Annotated in this window: 17 protein-coding genes; 12 read left to right on the forward strand and 5 right to left on the reverse strand. The window is 42.5% G+C overall.

Annotated elements, in window-relative coordinates; all coding sequences use genetic code 11:
• Window positions 1-149: 149 nt before the first annotated feature.
• Complete coding sequence (locus tag CMAQ_RS08240; protein ID WP_012186643.1) at window positions 150-470, reverse strand: 50S ribosomal protein L37ae; 321 nt, start codon at window positions 468-470, stop codon at window positions 150-152.
• Between the two features lie 98 nt (window positions 471-568).
• Between CMAQ_RS08240 and CMAQ_RS08245 the strand changes: the two genes are divergently transcribed.
• The 6 genes from CMAQ_RS08245 to CMAQ_RS08270 all read left to right on the forward strand — a co-directional run bounded on the left by CMAQ_RS08245 (window position 569) and on the right by CMAQ_RS08270 (window position 6,484).
• Window positions 569-1,414: an aldo/keto reductase gene (locus CMAQ_RS08245; RefSeq protein WP_012186644.1), complete on the forward strand. Its 846-nt coding sequence runs from the start codon at window positions 569-571 to the stop codon at window positions 1,412-1,414.
• Between the two features lie 57 nt (window positions 1,415-1,471).
• Window positions 1,472-1,843 (forward strand): cupin domain-containing protein, encoded by a 372-nt coding sequence (locus CMAQ_RS08250; protein ID WP_012186645.1) that lies wholly within the window; start codon window positions 1,472-1,474, stop codon window positions 1,841-1,843.
• Window positions 1,844-1,916: 73 nt separating this feature from the next.
• Window positions 1,917-3,239: an FAD-dependent oxidoreductase gene (locus CMAQ_RS08255; RefSeq protein ID WP_052290725.1), complete on the forward strand. Its 1,323-nt coding sequence runs from the start codon at window positions 1,917-1,919 to the stop codon at window positions 3,237-3,239.
• A gap of 69 nt (window positions 3,240-3,308) precedes the next feature.
• Window positions 3,309-4,409 (forward strand): M24 family metallopeptidase, encoded by a 1,101-nt coding sequence (locus CMAQ_RS08260; protein WP_012186647.1) that lies wholly within the window; start codon window positions 3,309-3,311, stop codon window positions 4,407-4,409.
• 158 nt (window positions 4,410-4,567) lie between these two features.
• Window positions 4,568-5,257, forward strand: a complete 690-nt coding sequence (locus CMAQ_RS08265) for a helix-turn-helix domain-containing protein (protein WP_012186648.1) — start codon at window positions 4,568-4,570, stop codon at window positions 5,255-5,257.
• A gap of 171 nt (window positions 5,258-5,428) precedes the next feature.
• Window positions 5,429-6,484, forward strand: coding sequence for a hypothetical protein (locus tag CMAQ_RS08270; RefSeq protein WP_012186649.1), 1,056 nt, complete (start codon window positions 5,429-5,431; stop codon window positions 6,482-6,484).
• Window positions 6,485-6,499: 15 nt separating this feature from the next.
• Here the strand turns inward: CMAQ_RS08270 and CMAQ_RS08275 are convergent, their stop codons facing one another.
• The 3 genes from CMAQ_RS08275 to CMAQ_RS08285 form a co-directional block, all read right to left on the reverse strand.
• On the reverse strand, window positions 6,500-7,300 hold the full coding sequence (locus CMAQ_RS08275) for a menaquinone biosynthesis family protein (RefSeq protein WP_012186650.1): 801 nt from the start codon (window positions 7,298-7,300) through the stop codon (window positions 6,500-6,502).
• 117 nt (window positions 7,301-7,417) lie between these two features.
• Complete coding sequence (locus CMAQ_RS08280) at window positions 7,418-8,650, reverse strand: MFS transporter (RefSeq protein ID WP_012186651.1); 1,233 nt, start codon at window positions 8,648-8,650, stop codon at window positions 7,418-7,420.
• 206 nt (window positions 8,651-8,856) lie between these two features.
• A complete protein-coding gene (locus CMAQ_RS08285; protein ID WP_012186652.1) occupies window positions 8,857-10,743 on the reverse strand; it encodes a helicase HerA domain-containing protein in 1,887 nt (628 codons plus the stop codon).
• A 161-nt stretch (window positions 10,744-10,904) separates the two neighbouring features.
• Here CMAQ_RS08285 and CMAQ_RS08290 point away from each other — a divergent pair, with 161 nt between their 5' ends.
• The 4 genes from CMAQ_RS08290 to CMAQ_RS08305 all read left to right on the forward strand — a co-directional run bounded on the left by CMAQ_RS08290 (window position 10,905) and on the right by CMAQ_RS08305 (window position 14,039).
• Window positions 10,905-12,182 (forward strand): DNA double-strand break repair nuclease NurA, encoded by a 1,278-nt coding sequence (locus tag CMAQ_RS08290; protein WP_012186653.1) that lies wholly within the window; start codon window positions 10,905-10,907, stop codon window positions 12,180-12,182.
• 88 nt (window positions 12,183-12,270) lie between these two features.
• Entirely contained in the window at window positions 12,271-12,684 is a 414-nt protein-coding gene (locus tag CMAQ_RS08295; RefSeq protein ID WP_012186654.1) for a secondary thiamine-phosphate synthase enzyme YjbQ, read from the forward strand.
• Window positions 12,681-13,577 carry a DUF92 domain-containing protein gene (locus CMAQ_RS08300; protein ID WP_012186655.1) on the forward strand — a complete coding sequence of 299 codons (897 nt, stop codon included), beginning with the start codon at window positions 12,681-12,683 and terminating at the stop codon, window positions 13,575-13,577. Before CMAQ_RS08295 ends, CMAQ_RS08300 begins: the two co-directional genes overlap by 4 nt.
• Before the next feature lie 120 nt (window positions 13,578-13,697).
• Entirely contained in the window at window positions 13,698-14,039 is a 342-nt protein-coding gene (locus tag CMAQ_RS08305) for a hypothetical protein (protein ID WP_012186656.1), read from the forward strand.
• A gap of 2 nt (window positions 14,040-14,041) precedes the next feature.
• Here CMAQ_RS08305 and CMAQ_RS08310 read toward each other — a convergent pair whose 3' ends face one another.
• On the reverse strand, window positions 14,042-15,040 hold the full coding sequence (locus CMAQ_RS08310) for an acryloyl-coenzyme A reductase (protein ID WP_012186657.1): 999 nt from the start codon (window positions 15,038-15,040) through the stop codon (window positions 14,042-14,044).
• Between the two features lie 185 nt (window positions 15,041-15,225).
• Between CMAQ_RS08310 and CMAQ_RS08315 the strand changes: the two genes are divergently transcribed.
• Window positions 15,226-15,840, forward strand: a complete 615-nt coding sequence (locus tag CMAQ_RS08315) for a FumA C-terminus/TtdB family hydratase beta subunit (RefSeq protein WP_012186658.1) — start codon at window positions 15,226-15,228, stop codon at window positions 15,838-15,840.
• Between the two features lie 159 nt (window positions 15,841-15,999).
• A complete protein-coding gene (locus CMAQ_RS08320) occupies window positions 16,000-16,374 on the forward strand; it encodes a DsrE family protein (protein ID WP_012186659.1) in 375 nt (124 codons plus the stop codon).
• The last annotated feature ends 220 nt before the right edge of the window (window positions 16,375-16,594 follow it).

Here is a 16,594-nt window from a genome sequence, read left to right on the forward strand (position 1 = left end):
GGTTAATGACCATGAGATCGATAGAAATATGTAAGAATTCACAGTACTAACTTCGCTTATTGAATCGACTAAGGGGTTAGTTAAGGGACTCTGGGGTCCTGAAGTAAGTCTGTTGAAGCCTTATGTCGACTTAAAGTCAATGAGCATTATTACTCTGTTGCCCTCTGTCTCATGGACTCCTTCCAAACCTGCTTCTGCCTCTCAGGTGCCTTAAGCTCCTCCGGCGTGATTGTCCTACCCATTATGGTTTGAGGAATATAAGCCCCACCGGCGAATGTGAAGCCGCATTTTGGGCATTGCCAGATACCGAAGGCAAGTCTCTTAAGCCTAACCAGTGACCTGCATTGCGGGCACCTATGCATTCCCCTTTGCTTAACCTCTATCTGAAGCACCTTCCTCCTAATCCCCATCCCGTACCTGGCGCCGAATCTACCAGTTGGTCCAACAATCTTAGTGTGACTGAATGGCACACTTCATCACCCAGCCTGCCTTTAAAAACTTTACCATAAACAGCGTCCTCCCTTATCCCATTAAACAATACTAAAAAGCCCACTGAAAACACTTCACCGTGGAGTATAGGTTATTTGGGAAGAGTGGGGTTAGGGTTTCCGCAATAGGCATGGGTACTTACTATGATCCACTGTGGATTGCAGCATCCATGATTGGTTTAAAACCCTCCAGGAATAGAAAACTGCAAGCCTTAAGGGTTGGGTTAGAGAATGGCATTAACCTAATTGATACCGCTGAAATATATGGTAGTGAACCCATTGTTGGTGAGGCTATTAGGGGGTTTAATAGGGATGAATTATTCATAGCCACTAAGGTTTGGCCAAGCCACCTTAAGTATGATTCAGTGATTAAGGCTGCTCAAGGCAGCTTAAGGAGACTTGGCGTTAAGTACATTGACCTCTACCAGATCCATTTCCCAAACAGGAGGGTACCCATTGAGGAGACTATGAGAGCTATGGAGTACCTGGTGGATAAGGGTATTGTGAGATTCATTGGCTTAAGCAACTTCAACCTGAATCAGGTAATTGAGGCTCAGCAGGCTTTAAAAAAGTATGAGGTTACCGCACTTCAATTACCCTATAGCCTAGTGGATAGGAGGATTGAGGGGGATATTATACCGTACGCTAAGAAGGAGAATATTGCCATACTATGCTACTACCCCCTGGGTCATGGTAGATTAGTGAGGGAGTTTCCAAGTGATTTAATAAACCTGGTTAAGAGTAATCATGGGGATAAGACACCTGCCCAAATAGCCTTAAACTGGATAATAAGTAAGCATGAGAACGCATTCCCAATACCCAGGGCATCTAATCCAATCCACGTAAGGGAGAACCTTGATGCAGTGGGTTGGAGGCTAAGTGAGGAGGAGATTAAGGCCATTGAGGCGTGGTTCCAGGGTAAGTAGATTAAGACTAAGGTTAAACACAGTAGGGTTATTAAACACTGGGCATTTGCATTAAGTATGAGTTACACCTTAGTTAACGTAAACGACGTTAAACCAGAGCCCCTTAATATAAAGGGTTCAGCGGGTGTGTTTACCCAATGGTTAGTTAGTAAAGGTAATGGCTCAAGTAAATACGCTGTTAGAAGGCAGTTAATTAAACCTGGAGGCAAGGCGCCGCTTCATAGGCATGCCTATGATGAAACATTCCTAGTACTAAATGGTAGAGGCGTTATGACTATTAATGGCGAATCCATTGAAGTTAAACCAGGTGTATGCGTGTTCGTGCCATCTAAGATGCCTCACTCAATAAGGAATACCGGTGACTATGACTTAGAGTTAATTACCGTAATATCTTATGAAGAGGACATGAGTATTGAGGTCCTGGAGTAGTTTACGCATATTACTTAATGTGAATCATTAGTTGGTGAACCATTTTTATAAACCACACGTAATACTCATGGTAATGCGAGTAGTAGTGATTGGTGGTGGAGCCGCCGGTATGAGTGCAGCATCAAGGATTAAGAGAATTAGACCTGACTACGACGTGGTGGTTTTTGAGTCAACTAACATAGTTAGTCACGCCCCATGTGGTATACCCTACTTCCTGGAGGGTCTTTTCAATGATGAATCACTCTTCATGCATTACACACCCGACTACTTCACTAGTGTTAGGGGTGTTAGGGTGAGGGTTAATGAGAGTGTTGTTAAAGTGGGTGATGGATTCATTATTACTAATACTGGTAATCGCGTGAATTGGGATTACTTAGTGTTAGCCACAGGATCAGTACCAAGGATCCCAAACATACCCATTAGCGGTAATAAAGTATTCACAATACACCACCCCTCCAGGGCCGTGGAGGTTAGGAGAATTCTTGATTCGGTTAATGTTATTGGTATTGTTGGTTCAGGTTACATTGGGCTTGAGGTTGCTGAGGCAATGAGGGTTAAGGGTAAGGAGGTTATTATTGTGAGTAGATCAAGTTACCCATTAAGTAGGTCACTGGATAGTGACTTAGGTGCATTAGTTACTGAGGAATTGATTAAAAGTGGGGTTAAGGTTAAGCTGAATGAGAGACTTATTGAAATAGGCAGGCAGGGTGATTCCCAGGTAATAATCACTGATTCAGGTAAATACATTGTTGATGCCGTTATTCTAGCCACAGGCATAGCACCTAATGTTGAATTAGCCAGTATGCTTAATTTAAGGATTGGGGAAACCGGGGCCGTATGGGTTAATGAACACATGGCTACGAGTAGGGAGAATGTTTACGCAGCCGGTGATGTTGCTGAGACTATTAATGTGGTGACCAATGAACCCTACTGGCATCCATTCGGCACCACTGCTAATAAGATGGGTTACACTGCTGGTAGTAATATAGCTGGCTTAAGGTTAAGATTCCCTGGGGTAGCTGGTACATCAATGACTAGGTTTATGAACATGTACGTGGCTTCAACAGGCTTAACTGAGAGTGAGGCTGTGAAGCATGGTTTAAGAGTGGCCTCCACTGTGATAAGGGCTAGGACGAGGGCTAGGTACTATCCAGGTGATGGGGAGCTTATCGTTAAATTAATCGCTGAGAAGGGTTCAGGGAGGATAATTGGTGGTCAATTCATTGGTAGTGATGGTGGACAGGTACTTGGTAGGGTTAATACATTAGCCTCATTAATATATAAGAAGGCTACAGTGGAGGATCTATTCCTAACCGACCTAGCTTACCTTCCACCTGTCACCCAGGTTTGGGACCCATTAATAATAGCTGCGCGTCAATTATTCAATAAACTGTAACACGGCATTCACATTGAGGAGACCCTTAACCTTCAGTCACATTAATTAAACAGCACCCGACACGCACTTATGGGGGTTGGTCGATTCGCCAATAGGCTTAGGGCATTCATGAATAATGCCAGGGGCCTTGGGGTTGAATTAGCGGTGGTCTCTACCCCAGTTAACATTAGGTACTTAACGGGTGCTCGTATTGAAACCTTTGAGAGGTTTGGTGCCTTACTAATATGTCTACGTAACGGGGAGTCTACATTAATAATACCTAAGCTTGATGAGGGGAAGGTTAAGGAACTTGATTTAAACTACTTAACCTACACTGACTCAGAGGGGCCTAGGGCACTTGTTGAGAGGGTTACTTCAAACTGCGGTAATGCCACTGTGGTTGGTTTTGAATCCAATGCACCCCTGAGGCATTTTTGGTTGCTTAGAAGCGTACTAGGTGGCTTTAAGGATTTGCCGATTGATGATGCATTAGTAAGCCTCAGGATTATGAAGGATGAGGAGGAGATTAGTAATATTAAGGCTGCTGTTAAGGCAATTGAGAAGGGGTTTGAGGCTGTGGAGAATTCATTAAGGGCCGGGTTAACTGAGGTTAAGCTGGCTGAGGTAATAAGAGACGTCATCTCCAGTGCTGGTGCTGAGCCAAGGGATATACTTGTTCAATCAGGTCCAAATTCAGCAATACCTCATTGGCTACCCAGCAGTAGACGCATTAGTGATAATGATGTCGTGGTTATTGACTTAACGGCAACATACAATGACTATTACGGTGACTTAACGAGAACATTCACCGTGGGTAATGTTAATGATGAGTTCATAAAAATCTATAACCTAGTTAAAAGAGCCCACGATGAAGCAATAACCGCGGTTAAGGATGGTGTCACTGGATCGTATATTGACTCAGTGGCTAGGCGTATAATAAGGGAGGGGGGTTATGGTGAATACTTCATACATAGGACTGGTCATGGAATCGGGCTTGAGGTGCATGAGGAACCATACATAAGTAGTGATTATGTTAAGGCATTACCCAGAGGCTCAGTGTTCACCATAGAACCAGGCATATATCTTCAGGGTAGGTTTGGTGTAAGGCTTGAAAGTAATGTGGTAATAAATAGTAATGGTGTTGTGGAGGTCCTTGACTCATACTGGCCAAGCATTAATCATGCTGATTAAATGCCCAGTTAACTCATCTCACTTAATGGCTTCCCGATTTTAATAATATAATATGGAGAATTACCCATTAAATTACCTAATTTTATATTTGTAAATATTATGAAAGCATTTATAAGATTTGGATAAAATTTAAAAATATGCATATATAATGAATATGTATGATTAATGTAATTCATGTGGTATTGAATCATTACGGGGATTGGACTGAGTTAACTGAGAAGTATGATGTGGTAATTGATAATCCCTACTACGTACCGGTTCAATCAATGGGTATTAACTTTGAATTATTTAGAATCCATGAGAGGTATGGTTCATATGTTAAGGAATTAATAAATAGGATTAGGAATCATGGAAGTACAATAGTTAAGGTTATTAATGTAATCCCAAATAGGGAATATACGGATGCCGTAATGTACGGTGACTATAGTAAGAGCGTTAAATCCATTTTCGTTAATAACATGTTCATAATAAGTTACTCAAGCTTTAAATATGGTTTAGAGTATTATACAGCAATACTACCACCCATTAAAGCCTCTGTAAACAAGACATTATCAGAATTAAAGAGCCAACTTAAGGAGAAGGCCGACGTTATATCCTTTAAGCAAGAGCGAGCTAAGCAATTACCTGTTAAGATCATTACGGAATTAACACCAATGGAGAGGGATGTAATTAATACGGCGTATGAGTTAGGCTTCTTCAATTACCCGCGTGGTGCTAACCTTGATGATGTAGCTAAGGAGTTGAAGCTCTCCAAGGCCACAGTGGATTATCACTTGAGGAATGCGATAAGGAAAATAATCTCAAGTTACTTAATGAAGAAGGAGAAATTATGCTGGGAGCAGTATTAATGCAGTAATTATACCTATGTTAACTTATCGCTTCATTAATACTTAGATTCATCAAATTTTGATAATACTTAGAGATTTCTTATGTATTTTTCTAATATTATAAGAATATTTAGTAAATGCTTCAGTAGAATATACTAATTATTTATAAGTAGCTACCAGTAATCATTAATAATGCTTGGTAAATACATACTATTACTTGGATTATTGCTTTCACTCATATTACCTGGAATTACAGCTAATGCCCAGGCAACTGCATCAACACCCAACTTCATTATTTACAATGAGGTAAACGCGAGCAGTAAGTTCATAGGTGAGTTAAGTTACTTTATTCAATACGTGTACAATGACTATGTGATTAATAATAAGTTAAGCATGATGCAGCCATGTAATGGCTCAAAGTACATTGTCTATGTCACCAATAATGTAAGTAACCTAGGAGGTTACGTATCCTATGGTCCACTTTGCATTAATTACATTGAATTCAGCAGTAGCGCTAACATACCTTACTCAGTGTACTATGTACTGCTTCACATGACTAGTTACTTCGCTGAGGCCCCAAACTATGATTCAACATGGTATGGTGTGGCTTCATCAATAGGCTTAACCGAATACTTTAGTAAAATATGCAACTACGTTAATCTATTCTTCATTAACCAATACTGGTTAAGGAACCCGTATGATTACTTCAACCAATACCCATACTACGGTGCATTCCCCTACGGTGCCTTATTCTATTGGTTAATGAACCAGTATACGCCACAATTCATATTAACAATGACCCTTAATTCGACTCAGTTGGTAAGTGCTTGGGTTGATGTTGAGTATGTTATCTTCTTAACGTCGATAGTTCATGGAGTTTACCTATGCGGTACCTTATATAAACCATCCTTCTCAGTAATTAGCCCCAATAGTACCCTATACTTAGTTATGCCTGGTTTAACAGCAAGATACTTCGTGATTAATGGATTAATTAACGGTGCTTTAACAATTAATGCATATGGTAATGTGACAAGTGATGTGGTTATTAATGAGACAATATTCGTAACAAATGGTTCAGTCTACGTAGCACTAGTGAACCCTACCTTGAGTCAGGAATTGGTTAAAGTGGTTGTGACGTATCATGGAAGCACAATTAGTGGATTCACTAACCAGTACCTGATACTTATCTTAGCCGTAATGATGTTGTTCTTCATAATTATACTTACAATTGAATTAAGGAGACGTTGATGCTTCAATGGGTGATTAAACTATGGTGAAGTTAACCTCAGGCAGTAGGCCCTTCTCATGACCCCACTGTAGTAGGGTCTTAATAGCCTTCTCCCCATCATTACCCAGGTCCACTGTGTAGTTGTTAACGTACATGTCCACAAACCTACCGGTATCACTCATGTTGAGTCCCCTTGAGAACTTCATGGCGTACTCAAGTGCCTCCTCCCTATGCTGCATGGCGTACCTCAGGGATTCAAGTAAGGCATCCCTAATTAACATAGCATTATCCATTCCTAATGATGCCTTAACAACATCTAGACCAAGGGGTGTTGGTAGTTTAGTTTGTTCATACCACCATTCACCTAAGTCCATTATATTCCTTAAGCCATACCTCTCATAGGTTATTTGACCCTCGTGAATCAAAACCCCTGCATCAACGGCCCCACTAATCACTGCATCCATTATCTTGTCGAAGGGTACTTCAACAGTCTTAACATTAGGCATAGCTAACTTAAAGAGTAAGGTTGCTGTGGCGTAGGTTCCAGGTACGGCAACAAGGTTCATACCACCACCCTTACCAACAACCACTGGGCCATACTTAAGCCCCATGGATGCACCAACCCTAAGCACATAATACTTATCAGCCACGTAGGCTAACGCGTGGGTGCTTATTGCAGTGACATCAAGCCTACCATGCAGTGCAAGCTTATTTAAAGTCTCAATATCAACCAGGAACTCCCTTATCCTAAAGGGGAAGTTAACCTTACCTGCAGTTAGTGCGTAAAACATGTATGCGTCATCCGGGTCAGGACTATGACCAATTAACAACTCCATAACTAAGTCCAATTACTGCAGCTTTATAATCATTTACCTAATCCCCACTCTTCCATTTTATTGAGTAACCTTAATCCGCAGGGGCATGCATTCTTAATGAGCATTAAGGATACTGTATTACTCAACTATTATACTTCTTACACCACGGCCTGTCCTAACATCTTTAAAGAACCTTGTATACAGGTATATGTTAACTCCATTAATAATCACAGCGATTATAAATGGGACAGGTAAGGCTACGTAATCAATCATGGCTCCACTGGATAATGTCGCCGCCGCTGATGGAAGCAACCTAGCCGCTTGATTAGCACCGGCAGTGGTTGATCTTGAACCCTGACTAACTAGACTCATCATTAAAGCTGACTGAGCAGGTAGGGATACTACCCTGAACATTACGTAAATTAAGTAGGCTACCATGGCTATGGCCACATCATAACTCAACACCGGGGAAAAGCGATTTACGAAGGGTAATGTTACTAAGGCCGCAGTGGATATTGACCTGGTTAAAACAACAGTCCTAACGAAGCCGAGCCTACTGGTTATGACTGGCGTTAGCAGTGATATTAATGCAGCAGCCACGCCACCCAGGAAGAAGATATTCCCTATCTCACCCTTAGGTATCTTGAGGAGTATTTCAAAGATTATGGGTAGGAATGGTGTCACTAAGCCCTGTCCAATACCATTAAAGGCACCAGTCAATACGAACCTCCTAATAACCCTCCTGTCCTTCTCATCCAACCTACCGTTAACTGAACCGCACCTACCCTTAACCGCACTCTCACTGTACCTATCCCTAACGGGCAGTATTGCTAGGAATGATGCCGTTGAAAGCCCTAGGGCAATCATGAAGCCCTCCCTGTAACTTAAGTGAGCCAATAATGCACCCACCGCCCCAGCTAGACCTGAGGCTAGGTTAAGTAGTGAATACACCATGGTTCTATTCTCCTCATTAGTCTTATCAGCCAATAATGCAGTCATCATTGGGGCAACAATAGCCCCAACACTACCACTGGCTAAAGCCCCAGCAGTACCGAATCCACCTAATGCCGCTGCAACTAGTAGTAGGGCGTAGTTTGAGGTTAATAGTAGTATTGCTGTTGCAGCTGGTAGGAATAGTAATGCTATTAATAGCATCCTCTTCCTACCATAACAGTCACCAAGCCTACCGAAGTATAGGCTCATTAAAGGTGTTGCGAAGGCACCAACACCAAAGAATACGCCTATTAAGGTGGCTGATAGGTGAAGCACATTATATAGGTAAAGCCCCGTGGTGACACCAAGAGCACCCGTAGCAATACTTCTAAGAACCCTGGATGATAAAATAAGTATCAAATCTCTTCTATCACTCATGAACCACGCAGTATAATCGGCGTTTTTAAAACTAACTCAAGATTAAAATAGGAACCATGACGTGTTCATGCATCCCCTTAATTAACCTAATCAACCATGATCTAGCTAAGCAATTCCATGAATCAATTCAATTGTAACTGTTGCATTTGGTGAGGGAAGGATGTGAATGCAACTTGATACCACTGCATTAAGGCGTAAATCTCAGGTTACTTATGCATTAATTCAGCCTCCCTCATGGCCTTCTTAAGCAGTAGAGCCACCACGTGTTCACAGGGTTTCATTGAGTTCCTGCATTTACTGCAGCTCCAAACTTCATTCTTTAAATCAACCTCAACCCTAGCCCCATTAACGTACCCCCTGATTACTGAGTCGCTTAATGATTCATCACTTATCTTATCCAGGAGTAGCTTAGCTCTCTCTATGGTTAACTTAGGTATCTTTAAGCCCATCATCCTACTCACCTCATTCTCATAATCCTCATCCTTAACACCCCAGTACTTGTCCAGGTTTATGTCACCTCCACCGTACTCAAGCACCCTATTCCTAAGCTTCACAACTATTGGTACTTGACCACCAACTATTGGACCCATTATTAATGCCTCGCCAATATTCAATGATGCAAGTATCTTATCCAGGTTACTGTTCATTAACTCCCCAGCCTCAAGTAACGCCTCCCTATCCTTAGGATTCACCACCCTGAGTAATGCGTAATTCTGGACTTGACTCAATATATCTTGATCAATCTTAGATGGCCTCTGGGTTATTAACACTAGGAAGACTCCGAACTTCCTACCCTCCATGGCTATCCTAGAGAGTATGCCGTACGTTAAAGTTCTCCTACCATTACCTGGGGCAAAACGGTGAGCCTCCTCAACAACAATAACCACTGGGTAAGGGTACTTAGGGCCCGGTAACCTCCTCACGTAGTTTATCCTAGCCTTAAGAACCCTACTGAGTATACTATACGCCACATGGTCCTGAACCGAGTCATCTAGGCCAGCTAGGTTAATTACTGAGGCGTGCCTAGCCTTAAGTAATTTAAGTAGGCGTGTACTTAATGGTGAGTAAACCCCAAGTCTCCTAAGCTTCCTAACATACCTCTTAGCCGCTAAGGCAGCATGCCGGCCAGCTGATTCACTGGCTAAGTCATTAAGCTCAGATAAGACTACGGTAAGCCTCCTGAAGTACTTATTATCATTCAAGTTACCTGTGGGGTACTTGGTTCCGAATAGGTTCTGCAGCATACCCACTTGTATTCTCCTCCCTGAGGCTACTTGAGCCAGTATCCTCTCCATGTTCCTTAATGTGGCTAACTTAGAGTCACCGTATGCCTTGGCGGCTAACTTAACGCAGCGGTGAGCCAGTGAGAAGGCTTCCCTAATTCTAATCGCCTTATCATCAATACCCGACACTGAGGCTATGTGGTCTGGGTCAGCAGCAATTAACCCAACCCTATAGGTTAAGTCACCTGCATGTTGCCTAGAAAGCCTGAACACCGTTAATCCAACACCATCCATTTTACTCACGGTTTCCTTAGCCTTAACGTACTCACCATGCGGATCCAGTATCAGTACTGTGGCCCCTAATTTCAGTAACTCCTCAATAACCAGTACACTCAACCATGTCTTACCATTACCAGTAGCCCCTATTATAGCCATATGCCTACTAATCGCCTTCTCATTAAGGCAAACCTTAACATCCTGCATACTGGCTAAGTAACCTATACATAACCTACCCCTTAAACCCAGGTATGACTTAACTAATTCAGGGTCGGCTTGGTAAACAGGAGTGGATACTGGTGGTGGTGCCTCAGGTAGCTTCAGTAGGTCCCCAGTCTTCTTACCTATTATGAGGAGTTTAACTAAAACAGTCTCCACTGGTTTAACACCATCATTGAAAACCACCGGCGCCAGTGAATCACTGACCCTGTATAATTCACGATTAATCCCAGTTACCTGGGCCAGGATCCTTGAATCACCATGCTCATAGTAAACGTAGTCGAATAGTTTAATGACATCTGCGTACCTTGGGTTAGCGATCATTATTAATTCATCCACGCCATTATTGCCGATTACGTAGCCCACTGGTTCCATTCAAGGAATTCACATTGCGTGCATTATTAAGTATTATTAGTAAGTAGAGTGTGGGATTTTCTTTAACTTTAATCCTCTAAAGTACTGGGATTAAGCGCTAGTTCACTAATACTTTAAGGCTATACGGAACAGTGAAATAACTTGGCGTAGGTTATTGAACAGTGCCGGACATATTCATGGACCTATTGATTAAGGAGCTCAATTCAATAACCAGTGAAGTAATGGGTATTGAGAATAATTTAATCGGCTTAGATAATGATGTGAATAAACTATGGATTAAGATTAACGCCTCAGGCAGCTTCACAAGGGCTGTGGCTGTTGATGGTGGATTACAGGAGGTTAAGTTGAGTAATGGTTACTCAATCAGTATGGCTAGGGCTATTGCAGTTAATAACATGGGTGCGGAACCCATTAGGGTTGTTAAGGCTTCCTTATTTCCCGAATCATCACCAGGCGGTATATTGACAATGGGGATTCTTGAGGTTGAGGCTGCTTTAAGGGCTATTAATGAGTATGGTGACTTAAGGTTCATACTAATGGATGGGTCATTATTCGCTAAGATACTTGAGGCACTACACATAATACTACTGGGTAGGAATATTGGTGAAATATACGCAATACCTGAGGCAGTGAACCTGGTTAATGCCACATCAAGGTTGATTAATGAGGCAGGGAAGAGGGGGGTTAGGGTACTATTCATTAGTAAGGATAATAGCCTCAGGGTGTATAAGGAGTACTTAATCCTAAGGAGACTGAGTGAAAGCAGGAATACTAGGCTTAGGGAACTGGCTAATCATGGGTTAAACTACTATTCAGTTACCTGGTCAAGGGTATTGAGGACACGCTTCTTTAAGTTAATGAAAAGCCTCAGTGTAAGTGAGGAGTCCCAGTTAATAGGAATGCTTCTCAACCAATCGGTAAGCGACTCAATAATACTATCATCATCACTACGTAGGATTAATTTAAATCACGGTATTGTGAAGCCCATGGTAATAAGCGGTGGATTAAGCCCACGATTAAGCCGACTAACTGAATCAGACTTAGAATCCTTAATAGAGAGGAGGCTTAATGAATCATTAATAATGAGGGGGATTAAGCCGAGGCTAGACTCCTCAACGTTAATCAACCTACCTCAAGTAGCCTTAACCTACGTGGCAGTCTCAAGGGATGATTCACCAATACTTGTTGAAATACCCGTAAGGGATGGGGGCTTCCTGCAGAGGCCTAGGGTTAGGGACCCGGTTTATATTAGTGAACTCATTGAGGTTTCAGGGCCGATAATTAATGATTACGTTGATCCAATTAGGTATAATGGATTATTAACACTGGCACACGTCTACGCCAACTTCACTGTTAATCAACTGAGTGAGTACATGGCTATGCTTCAAAGTAAGCTTGGCTTAAGATTCTCAAGGAGAATTGGCTTAACCATACTTTAGGATTAATCATGAAGCCCACGGAAACGTGAAATTAATATTGATTACTATTGGAAGCATTTAAAAATAATTAAGTAACGGCTATAGTTTAATGAAGGTATTTGTAAGGGAGCTTAAGTACACTTCAAGGAGGCAGGTTGAAGTCATTGACATAACTAGTGATGTGGAGGGGGTTGTTAATGAAAGCGGTATTAAGAACGGTTTCATAATAGTGTTCGCTCCCCATGCCACAGCGGCCATTATACTTAATGAGGATGAGGGTGGGTTGCTCAAGGATATTGAGGATAAGATTCTTGAATTATTCCCAAGGAGTGGGAATTATAGGCATAATTTAATTGATGATAACGCTAACTCGCATTTAGCAAGCGCCTTCCTAGGGCAGGGTAAGGTAATTCCCCTGGTTAATGGTTCATTAATAAGGGGTACTTGGCAGAATATCCTCCTCGTGGAGCTTGATGGACCTAGGGCTATTAGGAGGGTTGTGGTTGAGGTGATTGGTGAGTGAATAATATTGATGTCCTGGTAACTTACCTAGTCATTGGTTTACTAGCCTCAGTGGCATTAAGCATAATAGCCGTTAAGGCTAAGGTGATAAGGAGGGGGGCTATACCTCAATCAGTGCTTGTGGGTACTCTAGTAACCTTATCAGGGCTTCCATCAGTCCTCCTATTCATCCTATTCCTCCTCTACTCAACAATAGTAACCAGGCTCGGTAAGGAACCGAAGATTAAACTGGGTGTAGCCTACGACCTGGAGGGTAGGGGGGCGAGTCAAGTTGCCGCAGTGGGCTTTACACCATCAGTAATGGCTATGGTAAGTGCAGTAACGTATGCAGTGAACTTAACCACTGTGGCTAAGATCTTCCTAATCTCCTACGTAGCATCATTAGCTGCTACATCAGCAGACACGTGGGCTAGTGAAATCGGGGTGCTTTCCAGGGGTAATCCATTCTTAGTCACAATGCCTAAGGCCAAGGTGACTCCAGGTACGTCTGGTGCCGTTACATGGCTTGGGGAATTAAGTTCACTGGCTGGTTCAACGGCAATAGCCTTAACCTACCTAGCCTTAAACGTCGTCTTCAATAATTCACCCAATTGGGTTAAGTTCAATTGGAGTACAGTTAACCCAACTATTCAATTAATACTCCTAATACTTGCATTAGGTTACATCGGGGAGGTGTTGGATAGTTTACTGGGTGCATTAACTCAACCTAAGTACTACTGCGATAGGTGCGGTATGGTTACTGAACAGGAGGTTCATACATGTGGAGGTAGGACTAGGTTAATTTATGAGCCGAGGATTAAGTTAAGTAACGAGGACGTTAACCTATTAACCAGCCTAATAGTAGCCGTCACAGCTGTGCTGGTGGCTTTAGCATTCAGCCGTTTATTAGGCTAATTAACCAGCTTAATCAACGTTAAAGCGTATATTCAGGAATCATACTCCTGAGTATTCAGGACTAAATAACGTATACTTAGTGAATCATACCTTGTTAAATAGGGGGATTTCAGTTAATTCATGGCTCAGGAACGCGTAAACTACCCCTCTGACTTTAGGGAGGTTGAAAGATGGGTTAGTGAAGCCCTATACAGGTCGATTAGCAGAGCCATGGGGACCTGCGTCAGCTTCACACCCAAGACTCTTCTGGAGTATATTAATAAGGAGGATGTTATACCAGTGGTCTTAACCCTAATTAAGCATATACTTGAGGAGCTTTATAAGCATGGGTTACTGGAGAAGGATCAGAGTAGAAGCATAGTTAGGTATAGGGTGTGTAGGGATAGTCCACTATGGGGCCTTGCTAAGGACAGCCAGGACCCGTCGAGAATACTAACCCTACTAATGACTATAGTGGAGTAGGTTTAAGGCGTCAGTAGTATTTTACCTACCCTTGACCCTGATTGAAGGGCTTCAAGAGCCCTCCCGAAGTCTTGTAATGAGTACTTAGCAGCCACCACGGGTTCTATTTTAATTGATTTAACCATATTGAACACTGAGGCCACGTCCCTTTTATTAGAGGCAATATTACTGACTATGGCCACGTCCTTAAGTATCACGTAACCCAGTCTTAATGAGTATGATTCATCAGGGTTCACGTTACCCACCAGTAGTATTCTACCCCCAATCCTAAGGCTCCTCAAGGATTCATTAATCGTCGGAGTCCCCACAGTCTCAATAACTGCATCAACACCCTCACCCAGCTTCCTCTTAACCTCCTCACTGAACTTTAAACCAACTATGACATCGTCAGCGAACCTGCCTAAAACCTTAGCCTTATCCTCATGACTAGTCACAGCTATTACCCTAGCCCCCATTGCCTTAGCCAGTTGAACAGCATGAACACCAACACCACCACCTGCACCAGTCACTAAAACAGTCTCACCAATACTTAACCCAATTCTCCTAAGCCCCTTATGAATCATTGCTAGGACACAGGGTGTTAAGGCGGCTAATTCATCACTAACCCAGTCAGGGACCTTAACCAGTGAATTACCAGTAACCTTAGCGTACTCCGCGAAGAATCCATCAACCTCCTCACCGAAGCTAAGCCTACTCCTACAATAAGCCTCCTCACCCCTCAGACACATGTCACATACACCATCCACACTATGGAGTATTGGCACAACCCTATCACCAGGCTTAAACCTAGAATCCCTAGACTCCTCAACAACACCAACAGCCTCATGACCAAGCACCACAGGGTACTTCATCCTTGGGTAGTAACCCCTTAACTGAAGTAAATCCCTATAACACAATGCAGCATACTTAACCCTAATCAACACCTCACCAACACCTGGATCCGGTCTGGGTGAATCTGCAACCTCAAATCTACCTTTACCGGTAACTATAATTGACTTCACTGCATTTAACCAAGCACTAGCCTTTATTAAATATTAGCTTAAACCACTAAGGCTTATACTTCAAGGACCTATAAAATCACTTAAAGAAAACCATTATTGACTAATGCTTTTAATTTCATGGAGTAGTGGAATTGAGTGTTAAGCCTCAGCATAAAGCTTATTTACAACCTTAACACTAGGTGCCTATGCCTACGTATTATTTAAAGACCCCGATAAGCGATAGTGATGTTGAGAAGCTTAACATCGGTGATACAGTCTACGTAAGCGGTGTACTGGTAAGCGCCAGGGATGCTGCACACGTTAGGATCATTGAACACATAAGGAAGGGTGAACCATTACCCGTTGACTTGAGAGGTGGTGTCATTTACCATGCTGGCCCAGTGGCTGTTAAGGAGGGTGATTCATGGAGGATAATAAGCATGGGTCCAACAACCAGCGCCAGGATGGAGGAGTTTGAACCTGAGGTTATTGAGAAGCTTGGGGTTAAGTTAATAATAGGGAAGGGTGGAATGGGGCCTAAGACCACTGAAGCCATGAGGAGGTTTAAGGCATCATACCTAATATTCACCGGTGGAGCCGGTGTACTGGCCGCTAAGGCAATTAAGAGGGTTATTGGTGTTCATTGGCTTGACCTAGGGGCCGCTGAAGCCATGTGGATTCTCGAGGTTGAGAACTTCGGCCCATTATCAGTAATAATTGACTCAAAGGGTAATAATTACTACGAGGATTTAAGGAGGAAGGCCAGGGAGAGGATTGAGGAGGCTGTTAAGGATGCCTTAGGCAGTATCCCACGCCTCTAACACTACCCTGGAGCCTTAAAAATTAAGGGATCTAGGTTCCTTACACCATAGCCTTTAATTCATCGAGCCTTAAGCGTAGATTAATCACATGCACGGGGGGGTTCTGCATAATAAGCAGTATCCATTACGTATAATTAAACTTAGGTTAATGGCCTACTTATGAGCGTATTCATAGTGTTGACTAGGAATGACCCGGCAACACTGTATGTTGCAGCAGCCTTAACAGCATCATACGCCGCATTGGGTAATGATACTGTATTATTCATAACAGGCAACGCAATATTAGCCTTCAGGAAGAAACCAGTGGTGACTGATTCAAATGAACATGAGCTCTACGTTAAGGCTAATGCAGACTACTTAAGCATAATCAATGACTCTAAATCACTTGGTAATGTTAAGATTATTGCATGCACCGGTGTAATGAGTGTTTACGGTGTTAGGAGGGATGAATTACATGAGGTTGTTGATGAAGTACTGGATTTCCCAACCTTAATTTCAAGGATTAAGGATAACGACAAGTTACTAATAGTCTAATCCCCTAGGGCGAACCTTTCATGCATTGTAACTCCATTTCCCTCAGGGAATTGGATTAATATAGTGTTCATTACCATTACCTAAGCACTTAATCCAGTTACTCACAGGTGCATAAACCATAAGGTGAAACCTTAATGCGAAAACTTAATGCGAAGCGGAAGACTTATAATCAACTATTCACTATTCCACATTAGCCCAGTGGCCATGGTGCAGTGGCGGT

Source organism: Caldivirga maquilingensis IC-167, assembly GCF_000018305.1.
In the GTDB taxonomy this organism is placed as follows: Archaea; Thermoproteota; Thermoprotei; order Thermoproteales; family Thermocladiaceae; genus Caldivirga; species Caldivirga maquilingensis.